General features: G+C 65.6%; 24 protein-coding genes. 15 read left to right on the plus strand and 9 right to left on the minus strand.

From position 1 onward, the window contains the following. Window positions 1-1537: alkaline phosphatase D family protein (locus ACIPUB_RS01075; protein ID WP_407605743.1), on the minus strand; the 1537-nt coding region annotated here is incomplete at its 3' end. Window positions 1538-1686: 149 nt separating this feature from the next. On the opposite strand from ACIPUB_RS01075, the gene ACIPUB_RS01080 reads away from it, so the two are divergent. From ACIPUB_RS01080 to ACIPUB_RS01090, 3 genes are all read left to right on the plus strand, one after another. Next, a complete protein-coding gene (locus ACIPUB_RS01080) occupies window positions 1687-3117 on the plus strand; it encodes a serine hydrolase domain-containing protein (RefSeq protein WP_407605744.1) in 1431 nt (476 codons plus the stop codon). 245 nt (window positions 3118-3362) lie between these two features. Continuing rightward, a complete protein-coding gene (locus ACIPUB_RS01085) occupies window positions 3363-4763 on the plus strand; it encodes an amino acid ABC transporter substrate-binding protein/permease (protein ID WP_407605863.1) in 1401 nt (466 codons plus the stop codon). Continuing rightward, the gene (locus ACIPUB_RS01090) at window positions 4760-5518 is read left to right on the plus strand and encodes an amino acid ABC transporter ATP-binding protein (protein ID WP_407605745.1); all 759 of its coding nucleotides are present in this window, start codon (window positions 4760-4762) and stop codon (window positions 5516-5518) included. Before ACIPUB_RS01085 ends, ACIPUB_RS01090 begins: the two co-directional genes overlap by 4 nt. A gap of 114 nt (window positions 5519-5632) precedes the next feature. On the opposite strand, the gene ACIPUB_RS01095 is transcribed toward ACIPUB_RS01090, so the two are convergent. Next, the gene (locus ACIPUB_RS01095) at window positions 5633-6418 is read right to left on the minus strand and encodes a polysaccharide deacetylase family protein (protein ID WP_407605746.1); all 786 of its coding nucleotides are present in this window, start codon (window positions 6416-6418) and stop codon (window positions 5633-5635) included. Between the two features lie 258 nt (window positions 6419-6676). Here ACIPUB_RS01095 and ACIPUB_RS01100 point away from each other — a divergent pair, with 258 nt between their 5' ends. After that, a complete protein-coding gene (locus ACIPUB_RS01100; RefSeq protein ID WP_407605747.1) occupies window positions 6677-7105 on the plus strand; it encodes a DoxX family protein in 429 nt (142 codons plus the stop codon). Between the two features lie 84 nt (window positions 7106-7189). Here ACIPUB_RS01100 and ACIPUB_RS01105 read toward each other — a convergent pair whose 3' ends face one another. The 3 genes from ACIPUB_RS01105 to ACIPUB_RS01115 all read right to left on the minus strand — a co-directional run bounded on the left by ACIPUB_RS01105 (window position 7190) and on the right by ACIPUB_RS01115 (window position 9936). Next, window positions 7190-8104 carry a MetQ/NlpA family ABC transporter substrate-binding protein gene (locus ACIPUB_RS01105; RefSeq protein ID WP_264271387.1) on the minus strand — a complete coding sequence of 305 codons (915 nt, stop codon included), beginning with the start codon at window positions 8102-8104 and terminating at the stop codon, window positions 7190-7192. Between the two features lie 87 nt (window positions 8105-8191). After that, window positions 8192-8911: a methionine ABC transporter permease gene (locus tag ACIPUB_RS01110; RefSeq protein WP_264271388.1), complete on the minus strand. Its 720-nt coding sequence runs from the start codon at window positions 8909-8911 to the stop codon at window positions 8192-8194. Beyond that, the gene (locus tag ACIPUB_RS01115; RefSeq protein ID WP_407605748.1) at window positions 8902-9936 is read right to left on the minus strand and encodes a methionine ABC transporter ATP-binding protein; all 1035 of its coding nucleotides are present in this window, start codon (window positions 9934-9936) and stop codon (window positions 8902-8904) included. Before ACIPUB_RS01115 ends, ACIPUB_RS01110 begins: the two co-directional genes overlap by 10 nt. 473 nt (window positions 9937-10409) lie before the next feature. On the opposite strand from ACIPUB_RS01115, the gene paaA reads away from it, so the two are divergent. The 6 genes from paaA to ACIPUB_RS01145 all read left to right on the plus strand — a co-directional run bounded on the left by paaA (window position 10410) and on the right by ACIPUB_RS01145 (window position 15113). Continuing rightward, entirely contained in the window at window positions 10410-11399 is a 990-nt protein-coding gene (gene paaA, locus ACIPUB_RS01120) for a 1,2-phenylacetyl-CoA epoxidase subunit PaaA (RefSeq protein WP_407605749.1), read from the plus strand. Between the two features lie 3 nt (window positions 11400-11402). Next, complete coding sequence (gene paaB / locus ACIPUB_RS01125; RefSeq protein ID WP_407605750.1) at window positions 11403-11696, plus strand: 1,2-phenylacetyl-CoA epoxidase subunit PaaB; 294 nt, start codon at window positions 11403-11405, stop codon at window positions 11694-11696. Beyond that, a complete protein-coding gene (gene paaC, locus ACIPUB_RS01130) occupies window positions 11693-12553 on the plus strand; it encodes a 1,2-phenylacetyl-CoA epoxidase subunit PaaC (RefSeq protein ID WP_407605751.1) in 861 nt (286 codons plus the stop codon). Before paaB ends, paaC begins: the two co-directional genes overlap by 4 nt. Window positions 12554-12570: 17 nt before the next feature. Next, the gene (paaD, locus tag ACIPUB_RS01135) at window positions 12571-13056 is read left to right on the plus strand and encodes a 1,2-phenylacetyl-CoA epoxidase subunit PaaD (protein WP_264271393.1); all 486 of its coding nucleotides are present in this window, start codon (window positions 12571-12573) and stop codon (window positions 13054-13056) included. Next, window positions 13053-14249: a 1,2-phenylacetyl-CoA epoxidase subunit PaaE gene (paaE, locus tag ACIPUB_RS01140; RefSeq protein ID WP_407605752.1), complete on the plus strand. Its 1197-nt coding sequence runs from the start codon at window positions 13053-13055 to the stop codon at window positions 14247-14249. The genes paaD and paaE overlap by 4 nt, the downstream gene beginning before the upstream one ends. Before the next feature lie 84 nt (window positions 14250-14333). Beyond that, window positions 14334-15113, plus strand: coding sequence for an enoyl-CoA hydratase/isomerase family protein (locus tag ACIPUB_RS01145; protein WP_407605753.1), 780 nt, complete (start codon window positions 14334-14336; stop codon window positions 15111-15113). Between the two features lie 134 nt (window positions 15114-15247). On the opposite strand, the gene ACIPUB_RS01150 is transcribed toward ACIPUB_RS01145, so the two are convergent. From ACIPUB_RS01150 to ACIPUB_RS01165, 4 genes are all read right to left on the minus strand, one after another. Continuing rightward, window positions 15248-16534, minus strand: a complete 1287-nt coding sequence (locus ACIPUB_RS01150) for an MFS transporter (RefSeq protein WP_407605754.1) — start codon at window positions 16532-16534, stop codon at window positions 15248-15250. A gap of 194 nt (window positions 16535-16728) precedes the next feature. Beyond that, on the minus strand, window positions 16729-17790 hold the full coding sequence (locus tag ACIPUB_RS01155) for a hypothetical protein (RefSeq protein ID WP_407605755.1): 1062 nt from the start codon (window positions 17788-17790) through the stop codon (window positions 16729-16731). Window positions 17791-17846: 56 nt separating this feature from the next. After that, entirely contained in the window at window positions 17847-18785 is a 939-nt protein-coding gene (locus ACIPUB_RS01160) for an alpha/beta hydrolase fold domain-containing protein (RefSeq protein ID WP_407605756.1), read from the minus strand. Between the two features lie 145 nt (window positions 18786-18930). Further along, complete coding sequence (locus tag ACIPUB_RS01165) at window positions 18931-19380, minus strand: Lrp/AsnC family transcriptional regulator (RefSeq protein WP_264271401.1); 450 nt, start codon at window positions 19378-19380, stop codon at window positions 18931-18933. A gap of 216 nt (window positions 19381-19596) precedes the next feature. On the opposite strand from ACIPUB_RS01165, the gene ACIPUB_RS01170 reads away from it, so the two are divergent. The 5 genes from ACIPUB_RS01170 (at window position 19597) to ACIPUB_RS01190 (ending at window position 24693) form a co-directional block, all read left to right on the plus strand. Next, window positions 19597-20766, plus strand: a complete 1170-nt coding sequence (locus tag ACIPUB_RS01170) for a thiamine pyrophosphate-dependent enzyme (RefSeq protein WP_407605757.1) — start codon at window positions 19597-19599, stop codon at window positions 20764-20766. Further along, the gene (locus ACIPUB_RS01175) at window positions 20763-21857 is read left to right on the plus strand and encodes an alpha-ketoacid dehydrogenase subunit beta (RefSeq protein ID WP_407605758.1); all 1095 of its coding nucleotides are present in this window, start codon (window positions 20763-20765) and stop codon (window positions 21855-21857) included. The genes ACIPUB_RS01170 and ACIPUB_RS01175 overlap by 4 nt, the downstream gene beginning before the upstream one ends. Next, window positions 21854-23290, plus strand: coding sequence for a dihydrolipoamide acetyltransferase family protein (locus ACIPUB_RS01180; protein WP_407605759.1), 1437 nt, complete (start codon window positions 21854-21856; stop codon window positions 23288-23290). Before ACIPUB_RS01175 ends, ACIPUB_RS01180 begins: the two co-directional genes overlap by 4 nt. A 215-nt stretch (window positions 23291-23505) precedes the next feature. After that, window positions 23506-23706, plus strand: coding sequence for a hypothetical protein (locus ACIPUB_RS01185; RefSeq protein WP_407605760.1), 201 nt, complete (start codon window positions 23506-23508; stop codon window positions 23704-23706). Window positions 23707-23856: 150 nt separating this feature from the next. Then, window positions 23857-24693 carry an MBL fold metallo-hydrolase gene (locus ACIPUB_RS01190; RefSeq protein ID WP_407605761.1) on the plus strand — a complete coding sequence of 279 codons (837 nt, stop codon included), beginning with the start codon at window positions 23857-23859 and terminating at the stop codon, window positions 24691-24693.

Consider the following 24693-nt stretch of genomic DNA (forward strand, 5'->3'; position numbering starts at 1 on the left):
CGTGGCCGAAGTACTGGTGCTCGCCCGAACGCGGGGAAGCCATGGTCGGGCCTGCCTGCTGGAAGTCGACCCGCGGGCCGAAGGTCCCATCCAGGGCATTGGGGCCAAAAGAGCCGGCGTTGATGGGACCGGCCACGAATTCCCAGAACTCGTTGAAGTCGGAGAATGCGGCGCGCTCGGGGGAATAGTGGTGCGCCGCGCAATAGTGCACGTCTCCGGTCAGGAACACCACGTTCTTGATGTCGTGTTCCTTGATCGCCGAGAGCAGTCGGGCCAGTTCAAGCTCGCGGCCCAGCGGTGCGCCGTGCTCGGCATTGGAGATCGACTCCTGGGCCTTGCCGTCGGGCACGATGAGCCCCAGCGGCAGGTCGTTGCCGATGACTTTCCACGTCGCCTCGGAGGCGCGCAGCGAACGGATGAGCCAGGCCAGCTGTTCCTCGCCCAACAGCGACGTCGGTTCGGTTTCCAGGCCGGCGGTGTTCGGTCCCTTGTGCGAGCGCATGTCCAGGGCGAACACATCCAGGTGCGGGCCGCGCGGGACGTGACGGTAGATGCGCGCCGGTTCGAACCCGGTGCCCGGGCGCATTGCGCGCGCGTCGGCGATCGGCATGTACTCCTGCCACGCCTGGCGGCCGCGGGCCGCCAGGGTGTCGACGTCGCGCACCGTGTAGCGCGGATCGTCGATCCTCTCGCCCGGGTACCAGTTGTTCACGGTCTCGTGGTCGTCCCACTGGGCGATCACCGGGACGTGCGCGTACATGGTGCGCAGGTTGGCGTCCATCATGTTGTAGCGGTGGCGGCCGCGGTACTCATTGAGAGTCTCGGCGACCTTGGAGACCTCCTCCGTCATGACGTTGCGCCAGATGTTCCCGTCCGGCTCCGTCATCTCGGCGGACATGGGCCCGTCTGCGTAGATGGTGTCGCCCGAGTGCAGGAAGAAGTCCGGCTTGGTCGCGTGCATGGCGGCATAGCCGCGCATCCCGCCGATCTCCTCGTTGATGCCGTAGCCCTGGCCCGCGGTGTCGGCTGTCCACACGAAGCTCTGCGCCGCGCTTTCGCGGTTCCTGCCCTTGCCGGGGGCCGGGGCGGTGGTGAAGGAACCGTTGCCGCGTTCACTGCGGCGGCCCGCTTCGTCCTCAAAGTACAGCTCCAGGTCAAAGCGCGTGCCCGCGGGCAGCCCCCGGGCATGGATCTTGGCCGTGAAATCGGTGCCCGCATGCGCCTGCGAACCGATGAACTCCACCTTCCGGGCGAAGCGCCCCTTCAGCGGATTGCCCTGCCCGTCCGCGGCTCGCAGGACGGCGTGCAGGCGCCCCGGCCCGGAGGCGCGCGACCACAGGACGGCGGAGTTGGTGGAGACGTCCCCGGTGGAGATGCCCGAGGGCAGCACCAGCCGGCGGGTTGCCAGGGGCACGGCCGACGGCCGCGGAACGGCCAGGGCGGAAGGGGCTGCCAGGGTTGTCGCCGCGAGGGCGGAGAGCGCGGCTGCGCCCTTCAGCAGCGAGCGGCGATCGGGACGGGGCGGGGAGATATCCATGGGACCCAGCCAAGCCCACCCCGGGAACGGGAACATTGCGACGCGGTTAACGGCTGCCCAACCGTTGGCCGCGGGCGGCGGCGCCTGCGCCAGGGGAGAGCGGGGAGTCAATGCACCGGCCACTTGGCACGGGGTGGCAGGATGGCTTCATGGGCACAGTGCATGCGGCGCGGGAGACACCGTCGACCAGGGAGACCTGGGAATCCGTGCTGGGATACGCACCGGACTTCCTGGAGTTCGACCGCGCGCTGTCCCGGCAGCCCGGATACCAGGCGGCAGTGGCGGTCCACGGGGAACTGGTGGGTTCCTTCAGCGGCGGCTACGCACGGCTTTCCCCGCCGGAACCCATGACCGACGGGCACCTGTTCAGGGTCGCCTCCCATTCCAAGACCTTCACCGCCACCGCGGTGATGATCCTGCAGCAGGAGGGGAAGCTCTCGCTGGAAGACCGGCTGGGTACATGGCTCGCCGACCTGGCCGGGAGCGACGTGGCAGAGGTGACGGTGGGTGAATTGCTTTCCCACTCCGCCGGCATCGTCCGCGACGGGGACAACGCAGACTTCTGGACCCTCGACCGCCCCTTTCCCGGCACATCGGAGGTGCTGGAGATCGCCCGGCGGGGCAAGGTGCTCGAACGCAACGAACACTTCAAGTACAGCAACATCGGCTACGGGCTGCTGGGACTGGTCATCGAGGCGGCAGCGGGACAGTGCTACGCCGATGTCGTGGGCGAGCGCATCCTTGCACCCCTGGGGCTTTTGGACACCGGCGTCGACCTCGACGCACGGGTACCCGGGCTCGCCGCCGGCTACGGGCCGCTGGCGCTCGCCGGAAGCAGCCACGAGCTGGCGGACCGAACCGAAATCGAACACATCGCCACCCATGCACTCGCGCCGGCCACCGGCTTCTATTCCACAGCCAGGGACCTGGCCGCCTACCTCGGCTCCCATCTCCTGGACGCCAGCCCGAGCGTGCTGGACAACGACTCCAAGCGCCGCATGCAGCGCAAGGCCGAGGAATCCGGGGCGCCGGGGCGCGGCTACGGCCTGGGCTTCATCGTGCAGCAGGTCGCCGGACGCCAGTCCTTCGGCCACAGCGGCGGCTACCCGGGGCACATCACCCGTTCCTGGGCGGTGCCCAAGACCGGGGTGGTGCTCAGCATGCTCACCAACGCCGTCGACGGCACGGCCGCTGCCTGGGGCGAAGCGCTCTTTGCCCTCGCGGCGCTCGCAGAGGCTCCGGTGCCGGATTCCTGGGCGGGGGTCGAACCTGCGAAGCTTCGGCGCTTCACCGGACGGTTCGCTTCGCTCTGGGAAGTGGTGGACATCGCCGAACTTGGTGGCAAGCTCTATTGGCTCACCCCCGGCCAGACACCCAAGCCGGCGACGGCACGGCCGCTGGAATACGTGGACTCGAACACCCTGAAGTCCGCCGACACCAACGGCTTCGCCGGGTACGGCGAAAAGATGTACTTCGAAATCGATGAGCGCGGGGCGGCGTCCGTGCGCGGGCCCGGAGGCATGCTCTTCACGCGGTGGGAGGACTTCCGGATTCCGCGAGTGCTGCGGGCACCGATATGATGTGTGGTTTTGTGCATTGCCGCGATGTAACCCACATCGCGCGATGCCCGACCCACGTGGCCACCGCGCCGCGTGGGTGGTATCGCCGGTGGTCACAAGCACCTAGGCTATGACCCGTGTTAGCGCCCTCATACACCGAGGGCGGAGACTACAAACATAAGGAGAGTGAACGACCCTTGAAGACGTCCAGTAAGACTCGAGGTCCACGGACCTGGTTCAGGGCGGTGATTGCCGGGCTCGCGGGCATGTTCCTGCTGCTGGGGGGCGCCGGCGCCGCCCTGGCAACGCCCGCCGATTCGGGAGTCGAAGGCAAGACCTTCGTCATCGGCACCGACACCACCTTCGCCCCGTTCGAGTTCCGGGCAGACGGCGAACTGACCGGCATCGACATGGACCTGATCCGCGCCATTGCCGAAAAGGAAGGCTTCGAGGTCGAAATCCGTTCCCTCGGGTTCAATGCCGCCTTGCAGGCACTGTCCTCGGACCAGGTCGACGGCGTCATTGCCGGCATGTCGATCACCGACGAACGCAAGAACATCTACGACTTCTCCGAGCCGTACTTCGAGTCGGGCATCCAGATGGCGATCGCCAAGAACGATGAATCCATCAAGGGCTATGAGGATCTTGAGGGCAAGACCGTGGTCGCCAAGACCGGGTCCGAGGGCGAAACCTACGCCAAGTCGATTGCCGACCAGTACGGCTTCACCGTCAAGTCGCTGGACCAGTCGGCCACCATGTACGAATCGGTGAAGTCAGGTTCCGCCGTGGCCGTCTTCGACGACTACCCGGTGCTCGCCTACGGCGTGGCGCAGAACAACGGGCTGACCACCGTGACCGACAAGGTTCCCGGCGGCTCCTACGGCTTCGCGGTGGACAAGGGCAAGAACGCCGCCCTGCTGGCCGCCTTCAACGACGGCCTGGCCGAGCTGCAGGCCAGCGGCGAGTACGACCAGATCCTGGACAAGTACCTCGCCGATCCCACCGCAGCGGTTCCCACCACGTTCTGGGAGCTGCTCACCGAGTCCTTCCCCGCTTTGATGCAAGGCCTTGGCAACACCATTCTGGTGACTGCCATTTCCTTCGCCGTCGCCATGGTCCTGGGCCTGCTGGCCGGATTCATGAAGATCTCTCACAACATCGTGCTGCGCGGCATCGCCACCACGTTCGTGAACGTCTTCCGCGGAACCCCGCTGCTGCTGTGGGCCTTCATGTTCTACTTCGGCATCCCGCAGCTGACCGGTCAGCCGATCAGCATCTGGGTTGCCGGCGTGCTGACCCTGTCGCTGAACTCCGGCGCCTACGTGGCGGAGATCGTGCGTGGCGGCATCCAGTCCGTGGATCCCGGACAGCTGGAAGCGTCCCGCTCGCTGGGTCTGGGCTACGGCAAGTCCATGCAGAAGGTCGTGGTCCCGCAGGCCTTCAAGATGATGACCCCGTCGCTGATCAACCAGTTGATCATCATGCTCAAGGACTCCTCGCTGCTGCTGGCCATCGGCTTCACCGAGCTGCTCTACCAGGGCCAGCAGATCTACGCGTCCAACTTCAGGGTCACCGAGACGCTGCTGATCGTGGGCGTCATCTACTTCGTCGCCATCATGGCGCTGACCAAACTGGCCAACTTCGCGGATAGGAAGTTCAACAAATGAGTGAAGCAACCGTTGCCTCGCCGCGCGAGGCGAAGATCGTGGTCAAGGGGCTGCGCAAGTCCTTCGGCAACAACGAGGTGCTCAAGGGCATCGACGTGGACATCGCCGAGGGCGAGGTCGTCTGCGTGATCGGGCCCTCGGGCTCGGGAAAGTCAACGCTGCTGCGCTGCCTGAACAAGCTCGAGGAAATCTCGGGCGGCCATGTCATCGTGGATGGCTTCGATGTGACCGACCCGAAGGTCGACATCAACGAGGTGCGCCGCCATGTGGGCATGGTCTTCCAGCACTTCAACCTCTTCCCGCACATGACGGTGGCCGAGAACATCATGCTGGCGCCGGTGGAACTGAAGAAGGCGACCAAGGCCGAGGCCCGTGAGCAGGCACTGAAGTTGCTTGACCGCGTGGGCTTGCGGGAAAAGGCCGACGCCCGTCCGGCGTCCCTCTCCGGCGGCCAGAAGCAGCGCGTGGCCATTGCCCGCGCGCTGGCCATGAACCCCGGCATCATGCTCTTCGACGAGGCAACCAGCGCCCTGGACCCGGAGATGGTCGGTGAGGTGCTGCAGGTCATCCGCGACCTGGCCAAGGAGGGCATGACCATGGTCCTGGTGACCCACGAAATGGGCTTCGCCAAGGAAATCGGGGATCGGGTGATCTTCATGGACGCCGGCGTCGTCTGCGAGTCGGGGCCGCCTGCCGAGCTCTTTGGCAACCCGCAGCAGGACCGCACCAAGGAGTTCCTCTCGAAGGTCCTTTAAGGGGTGAAGTTTCCCCGACTACAGCGAAAGCCCGCTTTGCCTCGCAGGTCCCCGTCCCGGGGTCCTGCGAGGCAAGGCGGGCTTTCGTGTTTTCACCGCGGTTGGCCGGAGGGGTCAATCCTTCGTCGGCGGTTGCTGGCCGGTCTTGTATCCGACCCCCGGCTTGGGCTTGCCGACAAGATCACTGACGGTGACGAAATGGTAGCCCTGGGAATCGAGGTCCTCAAGGATCTTCGGCATGGCATCGATGGTGGATTTGTGGATGTCGTGCATCAGGACGATGGATCCGGGCTTGATGCTTTCGGCCGCCTTGATGGTTTTTTTGGCGTCACGCGTCTTCCAGTCCAGGGTGTCGTCGCTCCACAGGGCCACGGGTACGGTCTGCGCCTTTTTAAGGCTTTCCGTGATCGTGCCGTAGGGGGGACGCATCACCGTCGGGGCGGCTCCGGTGGCCTTCTCGATGGCCTCGCTGCCCTTGTGCAATTCGCGTTGGGCGGCGGCCGGGGAGATTTTCGCGAGGTCTTGGTGGGACCAGGTGTGGTTACCGATTTCATGCCCCCTGGCCAATTCGTCACGCACGATTTCCGGATGCTTTGCGACGTCCTTGCCGATGAGGAAGAACGTTGCCTTGGCGTTTTGCTCATCGAGGATGTCGAGCAGCGCCTCCGTGTGGGGTCCGGGCCCGTCGTCAAAGGTCAGCGCCACGCACTTGACCTTGGCACAGTCGGGGCCTGTGGGGCCGGGCGTGGCGCTTGGCGCGTCCTGCGACTCCGCCTTTGAATTCACCGGGTACCCCTGCCAGTGCGCGCTCAGCGGAACGCCGCAGCCTGCCAGGGGGAGGGCGAGAGCCGGGACAGCAATGAAACGAAGAAGCGTGGAGCGGGAAACCATGCTGGCCATCGTCTCAAGCCAACCTGCGAGAAAGCTCAATGGCCGCTGCACCGGGCCGCGATACTGCGGTTTCCCGGGGGATGTCCAGCACCGAGAAAGTTGGGGGTGTTTCCTTCTGTGACGCGAGGCATAGCTCACATCACTTGAAGATTCAACTAAAGATGTGTCATGGTTAAGGGGAACTTGCGGAACGGATGAACCGGCCCGCCACGACCCCAGCCCCCCCAGCGGATGGGGCATCGTGACGAAACGACCAAAGGATTTTTCATGGACAGCGCAATCAAGAACCCCGCATTGGCAACCGCCGCACAGACCACGCTGCGCGTCGTCATCGGCTTCCTCTTCGCCGCCCACGGCTGGCAGAAGTTCTTCCAGTTCACACTCGATGGCACCACCGCAGCATTTGGCCAGATGGGCATTCCCGCGGCCGGGCTGGTGGCCCCCGTGGTTGCAACGCTGGAAATCGTTGGCGGCATCGCCTTGATCCTCGGTGTACTCACCCGAATCTTCGCCGTCCTGCTGACCGCGAACATGCTCGGCGCAATCTTCCTGGTGCACATCTCAGCCGGCGTCTTCGTTGAAGCCGGTGGCTACGAGCTGGTGCTGGCACTGGCCGCAGGTGCAGCAGCCATCGCACTGCTGGGTGCCGGACGCATCTCCGTGGACCGCTTCATCCCGGGCCGCATCGCCGCCTAGTCTCCAGGGCACCAACGAAGCAAACCCCCGTGGGCACCGGTTGAATCCGGCGCCCACGGGGGTTTGCTCATTTTCCCGCGAGTTCTATTCGGCGGCGATGGGCACCAGCAGGTCCTTCACGGCCGGATCGGTGCGAAGGAATTCCTGCACGGCGGGGTCCTGGAACGCCTTGACGAGGTTCTTCACGTTTTCGGTGTCCTGGAAGTCGGTGCCGATGGTCAGTTGCCCGGCGAATTCGTCGGGGGCCGCCGGAGCGTAGATCTGCTGCTCCAGCGGAACCTTGGCCGCGACGTAGTACTCGGTGTAGCCCACCGCGGCATCCAGGTCCGGCAGGGAGCGGGACTGCGCGGCGAAGTCGAGCAGCTTGAACTTCAGGTCCTTGGGGTTTTCGGCAATGTCCTTCTGGGTTGCCTTCCACTTGTCCACGCCGTCGGCCAGCTTGATCAGCCCTGCCCGCTCCAGCAGCCACAGGCCCTGGGCCTCGTTGGCCGGGTCGGAATACAGGGAGATGGTTGCCCCGTTGGGGATCTCGTCGATCGACTGGTACTTCGCGCTCCAGATCCCGAAGCCCCAGCGGAAGACCGGCGTGGCCGCTGCGAGCTTGAAGTCGGGATTGGCCTCGAGCACCTGGGAGAGCCAAAGCTTGTGCTGGTAAATCGTTCCGGCGACCTCGCCGGTGGATACCGCGCGGTTCAGCGTGGTCGAATCGGCCAATCCCTTGAAGGCCACCTTGATGCCGTACTTGGGGGCGATTTCCTCCGCCACGAAGTTCACCAGCGCCTGCTCGGCGTGGTTGCCTTCCGCGGTGACCACCGTCAGCGTGGCTCCGGCAACGGTGTTCGGCGACTTGTCCCCGGCGTTGGAACTGATGATCGCTGCCGCAGCGATGGCTCCGGCGAGGGCGATGGCACCAAGGGTCCAGGGCCACTTCTTTTTCTTTTGGATGGTGAAGCCGTGGGACTCGGGCCCGGTGGCGGTCTTGGGGTCGGTGATGGTCATGGGGAACTGCCTTTCGGGCACGGAAGTGAACGGATGGGTGCTGCTAGAGGAGACAAAGGGGGAATGCGTGGGTGGGCGCCGTGTTGGCTAGGCTCGGCGGCGCAGGTGCGGGGTCGTCGCCCGCACCAGGGCGTCGCCGGTGAGCTGGACGATGGTGACCAGCGCGATCAGCAGGATCACCGTGGCGAGCATGACGGTCTGGTCGAAGCGCTGGTAACCATAGGTGACCGCGACGTAGCCAATCCCGCCGGCGCCGATGGTCCCGGCGATGGCCGAGTATTCGATCATGGCGATGGTGTTGATGGTCAGCCCGCCCAGGATGGCGGGAACGGCTTCGCCCAGCTGCGCGCTGCGGATGATCTGCAGCGGCGAGCCGCCCGAGGCGCGCGCCGCGGCGGTGACAGAGCGCGGGACGTCGCGCAAACAGTTCTCCACGAGCCTGGCGAAGAACGGGATGCCGGCCAATGACATGGGCACCACGGCGGCGGCAATGCCGATGTTGGTGCCGGTGACAAAACGGGTGAACGGGACGATCGCGGCCATCAGCACCAGGAACGGCAGCGACCTGCCGATGTTCACGATCCAGCTCAGCACCGAGTAGGTGCCCCGGTGCTCGTAGAGCCCGCCGGGTGCCATGTTGTGCAGCGCCACGGCGATCGGGGTGCCCAGGGCGACGACGATGAGCATGACGATGCCGACCATGGCCAGGGTCTCGCCGAGTGCCGGCACCAGCAGCGCCGGAAGCTCGGGCAGGGGAGTGTCGGACAGTGCGCGGATCTGCACCGCGGCAGGAATGCCTAGGCCCATTGGAGCTCCTCCGTGATTCGTGGTGCGGGCTGGACCGCGGGGGCGGTGGCTTCGCGGGGAACCGCGCGCAGGCCGTGGCGGGCAAACGCCGCGGCTGCCAGCGGCTCGGGGGCGCGCAGCCCCACGGTGGCGTTGCCGGTGCTGGTTCCGTCGATGCTTTGGATGGTGGCGGCCAGCAAGGCCACCGGCTCGCCGAGGTCGGCGGAGACACGTTGCAGCCAATCCGCCGGGACGGTGCGTGAATCGTAGGTCACGTGCCAGGCCCGCGAACCTGCACCTGGATCGGCAGGGGACAGCCGCGGCTGCAGCGCCCGGCCCAGGGCCGAGTCGTGGTCGGTCAGCAGGTCCACCAGTGACCCTTGTTCGGTGATGCGGCCGTTTTCCAGCCGGGCAGCGGAATCGGCCACGTGCAGCACGGTGTCCATTTCATGGGTGATGAACACAACCGCCAGGTCCAGGTCGTCGCGCAGCTGGCGCAGGAGCGAGACGACCGAGCGCGTGGTTTCCGGGTCCAGCCCGGAGGTCGCCTCGTCGGAGAGCAATACAGAGGGACGCAGGGCCAGCGCACGGGCAATGCCCACGCGCTGGAGCTGGCCGCCGGAAAGTTCGAAGGGGTAGTGGTTGGCGCGGTGGGAGAGGCCGACGCGTTCGAGCAATTCGGCGACCCGGGCCTTCGTCTCGGCCGGGGTCACGCCCAGGTACTGCAACGGCAGGGCAATGTTCTCCGCGGCGGTGCGGCGGGAAAGCAGGCTCGCGGACTGGAAGATGGTGCCGATGCGGCGCCGGGCGACCCGTAGCTTGCGTTCCGAAAGCCGGGCCAGGTCTTCGCCGTTGACGATGACCTGTCCGGAGGTGGGGCGTTCCAGGAGATTGATGCACTGGGCCAGGGTGGATTTTCCTGCGCCCGAGGGGCCCACGATGGCGAGGATTTCACCGGTGGCAACGTCGATCTCCAGGTTGTCCAGGACGGTGACGGACGTGTCTCCGTGTCCGTAGACCTTGGTGAGGTTTTTCAGGCTGATCATGCGATGGCTTTCCGTGCTGGCGTGGCACCTGCTGGTGCCGCTGTTTTCCTGCCCCGCCAGGGGGAAGGGGTTCCGGGGATGGTCAATTCTGCGCCGAGGGAGGAGCCCCTGGCCATGGGTCCGTCACGGCGGTGCACGCAACGACTTGTTGCGTCACGCAGGAGGGCCCCGGCGCGTCGTCCATTGCGTTTCATGACGCGTGAAACGGCGCCGGCGACTTGTCGCGTCACAAACGTGACGCTGGCCGGTTCGGGAGCTCCGTGGGCCGAAAACCTCTTTTCCGGCCGATCGGCCTTCCCGTGGTCGATCGGTGGCGGTCCTCGGCGTGTAAGGGGGTGTCCGCTGAGCCGCGGGCATTGCGGGGAGCTGCGGCGTCGTCTTCCGGTCCTGCGGCGATTGACGAAAAGGCATTCGTCCGCATATCCTGAACGAACGGTCAGTAAATAATCTTTTGTCACAGTGAGGTGAGCACTATGGCTGCACAGCAAGAAAGCAGCGGATCGCTATCCGCAGTTCTTTCTCCTGAGGAGCAAGCAGGGCAGGATCGCTTCAACGCGATCATTGCCGAGGATTCCCGCATCGAACCGCGCGACTGGATGCCCGAGGCATACCGCAAGACCCTGACGCGGCAGATGTCACAGCACGCCCACTCCGAAATCATCGGCATGCAGCCGGAGGCCAACTGGATCACCAGGGCCCCTTCGCTCAAACGCAAGGCCATTCTCATGGCCAAGGTGCAAGACGAAGCCGGACACGGCCTCTACCTGTATTCGGGCACCGAGACGCTCGGCACCCCGCGCGACGTTCTCAACGACCAGTTGATGACGGGCAAGGCCAAGTACTCCTCGATCTTCAACTACCCGGCACGTTCGTGGGCCGACATGGGCGCCATCGGCTGGCTGGTCGACGGCGCCGCCATCGCCAACCAGGTCCCGCTGTGCCGCGCATCCTACGGACCCTACGGCCGGGCGATGGTGCGCATCTGCAAGGAGGAATCCTTCCACCAGCGCCAGGGTTTTGAGATCCTGCTGGAGCTTGCCAACGGCACCGAAGCACAGAAGAAGATGGCGCAGGACGCAATCAACCGCTTCTACGCCCCCTCCCTGATGATGTTCGGCCCGCCGGATTCGGATTCACCAAACTCGGGCCAGTCAACCGCCTGGAAGATCAAGCGGTTCTCCAACGACGAATTGCGCCAGCGCTTCGTCGGCATGATCGTCGAGCAGGTCAAGGTGCTGGGTCTGACCCTGCCGGACCCCGAGCTGCGCTTCGACGAGGAATCCGGGACTTGGAAGCACATGGACCTGGACTGGGTCGAGTTCAAGGCGGTCATCGCCGGCAATGGGCCCTGCAACGCGCAGCGCCTGCAGCGCCGCCGCGATGCACACGACGAAGGCGCCTGGGTGCGCGAAGCTGCCGCTGCATACGCGGCAAAGATGGCTCGAAAGACTGAGGTTGCATAGGTTATGTCCAAAGCAGAAGGCACTTGGCCGCTCTGGGAAGTATTTGTCCGCTCCTCCCGCGGGCTCTCGCACGTCCATGCAGGATCCCTGCATGCACCGGATGCCGAGATGGCGCTGAAGAACGCCAGGGACCTGTACACCCGCCGCAACGAAGGCATTTCCCTGTGGGTCGTGGCCAGCACCGACATCATTGCCTCCGACCCGGATGCCAAGGGCATGTACTTCGAGTCCCCGCAGGGCAAGGACTACCGCCATGCCACGTACTACACCAAGTCCGAGGGCGTGAAGCACCTGTGAGCGCACACGAGACAGACCACTCCCTGGACAGCTTCGGCGACACCTCGGCCTCGGCCACCCGCGTCACCCCGGGCAACGCCCTGCGCCCCGAGGACATCGCCATCCAGCAGGCCAAGCCCGGCGAAGAAGTTGCCGAGTACGCCCTGCGGCTGGGCGACGACGCCCTGATCCTCGCCCAGCGCCTTTCGCACTGGATCTCCCGCGGACCGGAGATCGAGGAGGACATCGCCCTGGGCAACATCGCGCTGGACCAGCTGGGCCACGCCCGTTCCTTCCTCTCCTACGCGGCCAAGGCGTGGGACAAGACCGAGGACGACCTGGCCTACTGGCGCGAGGAAGAGGACTTCCGCTCGCTGCACATCGTAGAGCAACCCAACGGCGACTTCGGCGTGACCATCGTCCGCCAGCTGATCATCTCCATCTACCAGCACCTGCTCTACACGGCTCTGCTGGACTCGGCCGATCCGACGATCGCCGCAATCAGCGCCAAGGCCGTCAAGGAGGTCGACTACCACCGCGACCACGCCATCGCCTGGACCCTGCGCCTGGGCATCGGCACCGAGGAATCGGCACGCCGCATGCGCCACGCGCTGGACGTGCTGTGGCCCTACGTGGGGGAGATGTTCGAGGACGAGGAACTGCACGCAGCCCTGGGCGATGTCGCCGTGGCACCCTCTTCGCTGCGCGCCGCGTGGGAAGAAGAAATCACCGCCGTGTTGAAGGACGCCGAACTCGAGCTCCCCACGGTTCCCTTCGCCATGGCCCGCGGCCGGCGCGGCGAACACTCCGAACACCTCGGCTTCATTCTGGCCGAAATGCAGGTCCTGGCGCGCAAGCACCCCGGCGCCACCTGGTAAGCAAAGGACGAGAGAAAATGATTGCCACCATCACCGAGCTGCGCGAGATCGCCGCACGGGTGACCGACCCCGAGATCCCGGTGCTCACCATCGCGGACCTCGGGATCCTGCGGGACGTGGAGCTTCAGGGCGACACCGTGGTCGTCACCATCACCCCCACGTATTCGGGCTGCCCGGCGATGGACGCAATCACCGAGGACCTCGGAACCGTATTCAAGGACTCCGGATTCGACTCGGTCCGCGTCAACCTGGTCCTTTCCCCGGCCTGGAGCACCGACTGGATGACCGAGTCGGGCAAGGCCAAGCTCCAGGCCTACGGCATCGCCCCGCCCACGGGCACCGGCCACCGAGGGCCGGTGACCCTGGGACTGGGCGTGAAATGCCCGCAATGCCACTCGCTGAATACCAAGGAACTTTCCCGCTTTGGTTCCACCTCGTGCAAGTCCATGTACCAATGCAAGGACTGCCTGGAACCCTTCGACTACTTCAAGGTGCTCTCATGACAGACACGACTGCCTCCCTGCAAAGCCCTGAGGGCATCGACCCCGAGGTCCCGGGCCGCCGCCGGACCACATTCCACACCCTGGCGGTCTCCGAGGTCCGCCGGCTCACCGCCGACGCCATCGAGGTGACCTTTGAGGTCCCGTCAGAACTGGCCGGCCAATACGACTACGTCCCGGGCCAGTATGTGGCCCTGCGCAAGGAACTGGAGGACGCCGAGGGCAACCTCGTGGAACTGCGCCGCAGCTACTCCATTTGCGCCGAACCGACCGCCGGGGAAATCCGCGTCGCGATCAAGCGCGACATCGGCGGCATCTTCTCCACCTGGGCCAACGAGTCCCTGGCCGCCGGGGACACCATGGATGTCATGAGCCCCACCGGAGGCTTCATCTCCAAGCACAAGATGAACGGGTTGAACGACCCCGAAGACATCGACGTGGAAACCGAGGACACCTTCGTGGCCGTGGCGGCCGGATCGGGAATCACCCCGGTCATGGCCATCGCCCGCACGGTCCTGGCCGCGAACAAGAACGTCCACTTCGACCTTGTCTATGCGAACAAGGCAGCCATGGACGTGATGTTCCTGGAGGAACTGGCGGACCTCAAGGACCGCTACCCGGCACGCTTTGCCCTGCACCACGTGCTGAGCCGCGAACAACGGATCTCCCCGCTGCTTTCGGGCCGCATCGACGCCGAGAAGCTGAACAAGCTGCTGGGCTCGGTCATCCGCACCGACCAGGTCGACGAATGGTTCCTCTGTGGCCCCTTCGAGCTGGTTCAGCTGGTGCGCGACAACCTGGCCGCCCAGGGCGTCTCGGCGGATAAGGTCCGCTTTGAGCTGTTCACCACCGGGGAGCCCACCCGCCCCGAAGGCAACATCGGCCGCCCGGTCGTCATCGACGAATCCGACGAGACCTACCAGATCGAGTTCAAGCTCGATGGCCTGCAGGGCGAGGTCAAGAGCCCGGTCAACGCCCGGGAGACCATCCTCAACGCTGCCTTGCGCGTGCGCCCGGATGTCCCGTTCGCCTGCGCCGGAGGGGTGTGCGGCACCTGCCGCGCCAAGGTCGTCGAGGGTAGCGTGGACATGGACGAGAACTACGCCCTGGAACCGGACGAGATCGAAAGGGGCTACGTGCTCACCTGCCAGTCACGGCCCACCACCGATCGCGTCCTGGTCGACTACGACGCCTAGGCACCAACCAGCAGCCAAGGATCCATCCGCCCCGGCGGGTGGATCCTTGGCATAGGACCTCAAAACGGAGAGACACGGACCGACATGATTGAACTGAACATCACCGACGGCGTGGCAGAAATCGTGCTCAACGCCCCGGAGAAGATGAATGCGCTGAACGAGGCCGCGCTCGAGGAACTCGGGGCAGCCTACGACAAGGCCGCCGAGGCCGTGGAAACAGGCGAGGTGCGCGCCCTGTTGCTGCGCGGCGAGGGCCGCGGCTTCTGCGCCGGGCGCGACATCGCCGGCGTGGTTCCGGCAGACGACGATGTCATGGGATACCTCGGGGGCAAGGTGCAGCCGCTGCTGGCCAAGATGTCCTCCTTCCCCGCTCCCACCTTTGCCGCGGTGCAGGGGCCCTGCCTCGGGGTCGGGCTGGGCCTGGCCATTGCCACCGACGTGGTCTACGTGGCGCAGAACGCCAAGATCGGTTCGCCCTTCGCCAACCTGGGGGCAACCCTGGACTCGGGCGGGCACTGGCTGTTCACCGAACGCCTGGGTACGCACCGCACGCTGGACCTGATCTACACCGCCGAGCTGATCAGCGGCGCCGATGCGGTGGCCTCCGGACTCTTCTCGCGTGCCATGCCCGCCGACGAACTGCTGGAGACCACGCGCGGCATCGTCGCGCCGGTGGCCTCCGGTGCCACCGGCGCCTTCCGGGCCTCCAAGGAACTCGTCGCCCAGATCCGCGACGCCCGTCTGGGATTGTGGGAATCAATGGCCGATGAGAACCAGGCCCAGGCGGATCTGTGCGCGACGGAGGACTATGCCGAGGGATTCCTGGCCTTCCAGGAAAAGCGGAAGCCGTCCTTCAAGGGCTAAATGCGCGTTGATGCTTCGTTGGGCGTCCCCACCAGGCGGGGACGCCCAACGCGTGCGTGGGTTCCAACCTGCATTCGGGCGAAACCTTCCACCAGATTGATCGAGACCGCGTTCGAACTGACCGGGGAAGCCGGCTAGGACGACCCATGGTTCCGTCGGCCCGGATTCTTCAAGAATAAGAGCAACGGCAGGCCGGCACACGCCGTCAGCCCCACCCAGATCCACATGGCCGGCTGAAGCCCGATGGCATCGCCCGCCAAACCGCCTACGATGCCAAGGACCGGCACCGGACCCATGGTGAACACCAGCCGGAATCCCTGCTGTCGCCCCATCATCTCCTCCGGCGTGAACTTGGCCAGCAGGCCATAGGCGGTTGCGTTGTAGGAAACCATCAGCGCGTTGTAGAGCACCGAGTGGCAAATAACCAGCACGATGGCTCCGGCAGGGGCAAGCCCAGCCAGGGGAATCAAGGCGACGGCCAGCGGCAGGAACAGGATGGACAGCGCCAAGACCCTGTTCTCGCCCAGCTTTTCCACGAGCACGGGAACCACCAGGGAACCCAGCAACCCGCCGACGGCAATGGTTGAGATGACCAGCCCAATAGTTTGGGGGCTGAAGCCCAGGACCTTGACGAAGTACAGCGTTTCCAACGCCGACCCGAACGCCAAGCCCATGCTGCTGATCGCGGAAGAGGCAACCAGGGCACGTATGGTGGGGTGTTTGAGGGTGAAGTGAAGCCCCTCGCCGAAGGATTCCCTGAAGCCGATCCGTGCCGCCGTTTCGGCAAGGGGAGAGGCATTCCCCGTCTTCTTGCGAAAGCCCCAAAGCAAGGTTCCCGCGGCGAGCAGGTTTGCCGCCCCGGCCACGATCAGGGTGAACGGTGCGGATATGACGGCGACCAGAAGACCGGCCAACCCGGGGGAAATAATCCCCATCGAGGTTTCAACGGTTTCCTTGCGGGCAAAGGCCGTTGATGCCAGGTCGCGCCCCACGATGCCCGGCAGAGCCGAGCCCGCACCCATGCCCCACAACATGCCCGCCACTCCGACAAGGAATGAAACCAGCACCAGCTGTGGGTAGGTCAACGCACCCAACGACCAGGTGAGCGGCACCGAGAAAATCGCCAGCCCCGCCGTCAACTGGGCCCACATCATGGTCTTGATCCGATCCAGGCGATCGAGCATGATCCCGGCCGGGATGGCCAGGAACAAAAAGGCGGCGGCCCCCGCGGCATTGAGCAGGCCGATCTGGGTTGCCGTGGCATTCAGTGCGTAAATGGCGACCAGGTCGTCGGCGACATTGAGGATGCCGGTGGCGAACGCGCCGAACGCCACCGAACGCATCAGCGGGCCAAAGCCGGGCTTGTTCCGCAATCGGGACGGCGACGCCGCGGCCGTCTCCGGGACCTGCCGCTCACTCATGGGGACCGTCCTTCGTTCGCAGGCTCTCTTATCGCAGATGCTACCTGCCGGGTACAGCGAACCCATGCCCGCCGCGCAGCAATCGCGCCGTGGGCGGCACCGTTCCGTCCTCCATGCTCCCGGCAGCAGACGCCATGGTGCCGGAACGTATGGCAATGGGTGTCGAGACCCGCGGGCGTGGCAAAGCCGGCCCGCTATGGCACGCGGATCCAGTCGGCGCCGCCGGGTGCGCGGTGCCACGACTGCCGTGGGCCCTCCCATTCACGCGCTACATCCGTGAGCCAGAAGGTGCTGTCGGGGTCCCAACCGGCGATGACCGACGCCGTGTCGGTGTCCACGTCCAGGGCACGGCCCGCAAGGCCGAGGTAGCCCTGGGTCGTCAGGTGCACGGCGTCCCACTCCAGCGCCACTCGTTCCCAGTCCGGGATCACCCAGGGCCCGTCGCGTCCGGTGCAGCGGAACCAGTCGTGCCGTCGGGAGGCGGTGACCTCGAGTGGATAGATGCGACACAGGGACACCCAGTCATCCGCGGTGCGGATCTCGAAGGTGCGCCCTACTCCGCGAACCGGGATGGCTGTCGCCTCGTCCCATCCAAAGTAGTCCTCCACGAGGTTCAACCCCGCCGGGACCTGCCCGATGGTGTGGACAAGCCCCTGCGGGATCGACCACCACTCACCAGACCAGTTGGCGTGCGGGTCGCTCGGGCGTACGCGCGCGGCCCGTTCCTCCTCGGCGCGTGCGTTGCAGGCCCACTTTGCCAGGGCTTGGCGCGGGTCCTTATCCAGCGGGGCGGGGTCATCCGGCGAGCGCCAGTCGATGGCCCACTGTTCCCGCCGGCGAAGTCCTCCGTTGGACTGCAGCGCCAGTGCCCTCATGACATGCTCCGCGAGGGATTCGAAGGCGGCTCGGACGGTTGGAAGGGCGGCGAGCATGTCTTCCCCGTCTGGTTCCTGCCAGTACCTGGCGTTGGCTACCGCCCGCTCAAGGGCGGCCTGCATCCGGGCCTCGTCGAGATCGGTGAGGTTCAGGGTGGCAATTGCTGCTGCCAGCCGAGTTGGCGAGGCGGGAGAAGGAGGAACGACAGTGTCGTTGGAACCATTCGCCAACATCACCCACGAAGTCCCTCGCCCTGGGTCAAGAGCATTGGCCAGCTCGAACACGGCACTCCGGATCTCCGGGTCAAGTTCCATCGCGAGTTCGAGACACATGCGTCTGGCCCTCGGTCCGCCAAGAACCGAGTCAATGTTTGGTTCCATCGCTTCATCCTTGCACTTCCGCCGCCGCGGCGGGCAGGGCGTCGTGAATCCCGATGTCAGTCGGCCGGCGGAACGCTCCCGGGTGCCGCGAGGATGTCCTGTCCGCCGCGCAACAGCCGTGCCATGATCCGCCTGGCCTGCCGTCCCTCCGGGATCGGCAACAGGGGGAAGCCGTGCACCATGCCCGGGGCCTCGTGGAACACGGTGGGCACCCCGGCCGTGCGGGCCTTGGAAACCAGGAGTTCGCAGTCCGGATGGGTGATGTCGCGGGTGCCGGCGAATACTGCGAGCGGACCGAGTCCGGCCATCTCGCCGAATAGCGGAGACGCGATCGGGTCATCCAGCGCGAGCCCGTCTCGCCAGAGATCCGCTGCGGCCAGCAGGCCGGGCCGGACCGGCCTCTTGTCGTTTGGTTCGACCGAGTCAATGGATGGATTGCCCAGGCTCAGGTCAAGTGCGGGGGAAATCAACACCGTGTGGGCGAGGACCACGTGGGCATCGCGGAGCAGCAGTGCGGCGGCAAGCGCAATTTGGCCCCCGGCAGAGTCGCCGACAACCGACACGTTTTCCGCTCCGTATTTGGCCGCGAGGCGCTTGAGCAGGTCGGCGACCTGCGGGACCACCGTCGCGGCGGTTCCCTGCGGTGCAAGCGGGTAGATGGGGACCAGCACCCGGGAACCGGTGGCTGCGGCAAGCTCGGCGACAAGCTGCCAATGCGGTAGGGAGATTTGGTTGATCCACGCCCCACCGTGGATATAGACGATCCTCCTATGCGCAACCGCCCCGTAGCCCACCACCTCGTATAGGGGCCATCCGCGGTCTTGGTCCACGCTGACGCCCACGCCTCGGGGCAGCAGGCGCGGGGGTCCATAGGGCCGGGGGCGCAAGCGCCGCGCCTCCACGAGTTCCGCGGTGGCTTGGGCACTGGCGAACCGGCGCCGGTATCCGAGCGCGGTCAAGATCGACGGCATCATCCGGCTGGAAAGACTGGGCACGGCGCACTCCTTGGCGGGAAGGGGAACGGCTGCCTTGCTGCTTCCCGAGGCGCAGTCCGGCGCCGGTCGCAGCCGACATATCGAACGTACCACCGGCGCAGGGCGCGGGGATCGGCCGGTGGCCGGAATTTGTGCCCGGGGCGGATCAGCGGGTGTCGACGTCCTCGAAGATCAGGAAGGTCTGGGTGTCCAGCACTCCTGGCATGGATTGCAGCTGGTCGAAGATGACCCGGCGCAGATCGACATTGTCCCGCGCCCTGACCAGGAGAATCACGTCGAAGTTGCCGCCGACCAGGCCCACATGGTGCACTTCGGGCATGGCGGCGAGCCGCTCGCGCATCTCCCGCCAAGAGTGCTGGCGCAGTTTCAGGGTCACGTAGGCGCTGGCGCGCAGGCCCGCGCGAAGCGGGTCGACGACCGCGGTGTACCGGGTGATGACCCCCTCGTCCTGCAGGCGGTTGATTCGGGAATAGGCGTGCGCGCGGGAGACGTGGACCTTTTGCGCGACAGTGGTCACCGATTGGCGGCCGTCCTTGGTGAGCTCCTCCAGGATGCGCCGATCCACCTCATCCAGACGAACCGAGGGAGTCTCCATCAAATGCCTCTTTCCACTTTGTCCAAAAACCGGCATGTAGCGACGGTCACACTTTCAATCCGTCTCCAAGAATAACGATCCCATGCGCAGTTTTCCAGAATAGTCCAAGAAGCTGGATACATTTCATCGAAAATACCGATACTTAAGGTAAGAACTGACGCAACGTCGGGCCGGCCCGACGCCCGCGTCCCACCGCACACCAGAAAGGCGTGACCCGTGACAAACACCGAAGCGCGCGAAGCAATTGAGCAGGTGAGCAGCAAGTTCGGGATCACACCCGAGGACTACATGCTGCCCGCGCGAACCGAAATCCACATGCTTGACATCAACGGCAAGCTACATCCGGCCGGGGAGCAGGGTGCGGAGCCCGGTCACGAATACCCGTTGCCCAGCCCCAAGGCCCTGGTGGATGCGTACGAACAATTGGTCATCGGCCGCCGCGTCAATGACCAGAACTCCGCCCTGGTGCGCCAAGGCCGCATGGCCGTCTATCCTTCCAGCCACGGTCAGGAAGCCGCCCAGGTTGCCGCCGCCTTGTGCCTGGGGGAGGACGACTGGATGTTCCCCACCTACCGGGACACCGTGGCCGTCATGGCCAAGGGAGTGGCGCCCATGGAGGTGATGGCAGGGTTCCGCGGGGACTGGCACAGCGGATACGACCCCAAGCAGTACAAGGTCTCCATCCAGTCCACCCCGCTAACCACGCAGCTGTTGCACGCGGTGGGCGTCGCCCACGCCGCCAAGCTGCGCGGCGAGGACACCGTCGTCATGGCCATGTGCGGCGACGGGGCAACCAGCGAAGGCGACTTCCACGAGGCACTGAACTTTGCCGCGGTCTTCAACCTGCCCGTCATCTTCTTCGTGCAGAACAACCAATACGCGATCTCCGTTCCGCTCTCTCAGCAATCGGTGGCGCCGTCCCTGGCCCACAAGGCCGTCGGCTACGGCATGGCCGGCGAGCGCGTCGACGGCAACGACCTGGTGGCGCTGTTGGCGGTCCTGGGCCGCGCGGTGCGCCTGGCCCGCGAGGGCAACGGCCCGCTGCTGGTCGAGGCCCACACCTACCGGATGCAGGCACACACCAACGCCGACGACGCCACCCGCTACCGCGAGGACGCGGAGGTGCAGGGCTGGATGGCCAAGGACCCGGTCACCAGGATGCGCAGCTACCTCCAGGAGGCAGGCCTGCTGCCCGAGGCCACCGAAGCCCGGATCACCGCAAGTGCCGAAGCGGTGGCGCAGTCGCTGCGCGACGGCATGAACTCGGAAAACACCCCGGACCCGGCCGACCTCTTCGCCCATGTCTATTCCAGGCCCACCACCCAATTGTCCGAGCAGGCAGCACTGCTCGCCGACGAACTCGCCCGCGAGGAGGACGCAAAATGAGCGCCACGGCAACCACGGCTTCGGCCGCCAACGTCAGTGCTGCCACGGCAGCCGCCGCTGCACGCACCGCAGAGACCGGAACCCAGCCGGTGACCTTCGCCAAGGCGCTGAACACCGCACTGGCTGACTCCATGGCACTGGAGGATTCGGTCCTGGTCTTCGGCGAGGACGTCGGGGTCCTCGGCGGGGTCTTCCGCATCACCGACGGGCTGACCAAGCGCTTCGGCACCGACCGCTGCTTCGACACGCCCCTAGCCGAATCGGGCATCGTCGGCATGGCCATCGGAATGGCCATGAACGGCATGCGCCCGGTCATCGAGATGCAGTTCGATGCCTTTGCCTACCCGGCCTTCGAGCAGATCGCCTCTCACGTGGCCAAGATGCACAACCGGACCAAGGGCAGGATGGCGCTGCCGATGGTCATCCGCATCCCGTATGCCGGCGGCATCGGCGGGGTGGAGCACCACTGCGACTCCTCCGAAAGCTACTACGCGCACACCCCTGGACTGAAGGTGTTCACCCCGGCCACCGTCGGGGACGCGTACCTGATGCTGCGCGAAGCCATCGACTCCCCGGACCCGGTCATCTTCATGGAACCCAAGAAGCTGTACTGGACCAAGGAACAGGTCGACCTGGACGCCCTGCGGCTCTCGCATGAGACCGCCGCAGTACCCCCGACCGAGGGACGGGCAGCCATCGCGCGCACCGGCACCGACGCCACGCTGATTGCCTACGGTCCCTCGGTGTCCACCGCCATGGCCGCCGCGGAGGCCGCCGCGCTGGAGGGCCGCAGCCTCGAGGTCATCGACGTGCGCACCATCGTGCCGCTGGATGACGCAACGATCTGCGCATCGGTGCGCAAGACCGGACGGGCGGTGGTCATCGCCGAGGCACCTGGTTTCGCCTCCGTATCCAGCGAAATCGTCGCCCGGATCCAGGAACGGTGCTTCCACTCGCTCGCGGCACCGGTGCTGCGCGTGACCGGGTTCGACACCCCGTACCCTGCACCAAAACTCGAAAAGTACTACTTGCCATCCGTGGACCGCATCCTGGATGCCGTGGATGCGTTGCAATGGGAGGAAAAGGCATGAGCGTGAAAACCTTTTTGCTGCCGGACCTCGGCGAGGGCCTGGCCGAGGCCGAGCTGGTGAAGTGGCTGGTCGCCGTCGGAGACACCATCGTCATCGACCAGCCCATCGCGGAAGTCGAAACCGCGAAGTCCATGGTGGAGGTGCCCAGCCCGTACGCCGGAATCGTGCATGAGCTCCATGGCCGTGTCGGCGAGATGGTCTTGGTCGACGCCCCGCTGTTCTCTGTGCTCGAGGAAGGCGCCACGGCGCCGGCCGCTGTCCCTGCGCCCCGGCCCACCACGCCGGTGCGCGAAGTCGCCCAGAGCTATAGGGACGAGGAACAGGCAGGCGCCAAGGAGCCTGCGGCCGAAGGCTCGGGCAACGTGCTCATCGGCTACGGAACCCCCGACGGACTCTCCGCCAAGGCGCGCAAACGCCGCCCGCGCTCCGGCCCGGCCGAAGCCACCGCCCCTGCGATCCCGGAACGGCCCGAGGTTGCCGAGCCAAGAATCGCCCCGCTGGTCATCTCACCCTTGGTCCGCAAGCTCGCAAGGGACCGCGGCATCGACATAGCCACGGTCACCGGCAGCGGTGCCAACGGCCTGATCCTGCGCTCCGACATCGAGGCAGCCGGCGTGGCCGCGCCAGTGCCGGAACCCGGCTCCACTCCTGAGCCCGCCGCTGCACCGGTGGCGGCCGCTCCTGCCGCCCGCGCGACGCGGGGCGAACTCGACGCGCGGTCGGGCCTGGCAATTTCCTCCAGGACCCCGATCAGCGGCGTGCGCAAGACCATCGCCCAGGCCATGGCCCGATCCCGGAGCGAAATTCCCGAGGCGACGGTGTGGGTGGACGTGGATGCGACGAACCTGCTGCAGATGCGTGCGGCGATGAAGTCCACCGACATGGAGAACACGCCGGGGATCCTGGCATTCATTGCCCGTTTCGTGGTGGCGGGACTGCAAAAGTATCCTGCGCTGAACACCCGTCTTGAGCACAACGCCCAAGGGGACGCCGAGATCATCGGCTTTGACGGGATCAACCTGGGCATCGCCGCGCAGACAGATCGTGGTCTGATGGTTCCGGCCATCCGCAATGCCCAGCAGCTCAGTGCCCGCGGCCTGCATGCCGAACTGGCCCGGCTCACCGAGGTCACCCGTTCGGGCAAGGCCACGGTCGCCGAGCTCACCAGCGGCACGTTCACCCTCAACAACTACGGGGTCTTCGGGGTCGACGGTTCGGCCGCCATCATCAACTACCCGGAGGTCGCGATCCTGGGGGTCGGACGGATCATCGACAAGCCGTGGGTAGTTGACGGCGAGCTGGCGGTTCGCAAGGTCACCGAGCTCACGCTGGCCTTCGACCACCGGGTCTGTGACGGGGGCACTGCGGCAGGATTCCTGCGCTTCGTAGCCGACGCCATGGAAAACCCGGCATCGGTGCTCGCCGACCTGTAAGGGGGGAGTGCAGCAACCTGCGGCGAAACGAGGGCCCGCGGCAACAGGATCTTGATAAACCTGTTGCCGCGGGCACTCGTGCATGTGCAGCTGCTCCAGTGGAAGCGGATGCCGGGGGAAGCAATGGTTTCCCGATCCCGCTTTGGCTGGCTGACGTGTTGTTCTGTTTCCCCGCCCCCCTATTGAAAGGGGCGTCGACCTACTATCCTGATGCCATGGACAAGCTACCTGCTGAATACGAGCACTACCTTGTAGGCAAAGACGAACTCCACGTGGAAACCGTGATGCCGATCTTCAAGGAATCAATCGCCGAAGGCAAATACGGCGTTCACATCCGCGGGCTAGGGGGCCACTCGGAACAAGCCTTCGTGGACGAGAGCGTCCCGTTCGGCAAGATCAAGATCACCGTCCCCTAGCACCGGCCCCTTTGGGCCATGCAACAGAGTTCCCCGGGAACCGGCAATCGGTCCCCGGGGACTTGATTTTGCTCGGGTGCCTTTTCGTGCAGAATGTGGATAGCACCGAAACACCGGCTGTGACCGGCACCGAGAAAGTGGGATCCCGCCATGATGAAACCACTAGCGCCCAAGGTGGAACAACTCGATCCACATTGCTGGCGGATGCTCAACCACGGCTTCTCCATGAACTCCGGGCTCATCGTGGGGGAGGCGCGGGCAGTAGTCATTGACACCGGTTCCGGTCCGCGCGAGGCCGCAGGGCTGTATGCCGCGATTCGCCGGATCACCGACCTTCCGCTGCTGGTGGTCAACACCCATGCCCACGGCGACCACGTCTTCGGAAACAACTACTTTGCCGCCCACGGCGTGGAGGATTTCCACGCCAGTGCAGCTGCGGCGGAGCACTTGCGCGGACACGGCGACGAGGAACGCCAGCTGGTGCGCTTCCTGGAACCGGAAATGGCCCTGCGCCAAGGGCCCTACTCAAACATCGTGGTGCCCTCCCGGATCATCGGGGAAGCCGGTGCAACACTGGATCTTGGCGGCACGAGCCTGGAGGTCTTCGGGCTGGGGCGCGGGCATACCGCCGGGGACCTGCTGGTGCGCTGCGGCCGGATCCTGTTCACTGGCGACCTGGTGGAGGAGGGAGGCCCGCCAAACTTCGAGGACGCCGATCCCTTTCTCTGGGCGGAGCTGCTGGAACGGCTCGAGCTGGAATGCCGACCAGACACGGTGGTCGTTCCGGGCCACGGCAATGTGGTGGACGTGGACTTCATCGGCAGGCAACTCCGGGAAATGCGGGCCGCGCTACGGGAGGGCGAGGAAATCGTGGCGTCCTGGCCGGCCGGTCGGGTTGATCCCACCGCGTTCCAGTTGGAATGGATGCCCTACGGACCTGAACAATCGTCGATCTTCCTGCAACGACTGCGTGAATTATTGCCATAG

Origin of the sequence: Paeniglutamicibacter sp. ORCA_105 (assembly GCF_045798545.1) — a bacterium.
In the GTDB taxonomy this organism is placed as follows: domain Bacteria; phylum Actinomycetota; class Actinomycetes; order Actinomycetales; family Micrococcaceae; genus Paeniglutamicibacter; species Paeniglutamicibacter sulfureus.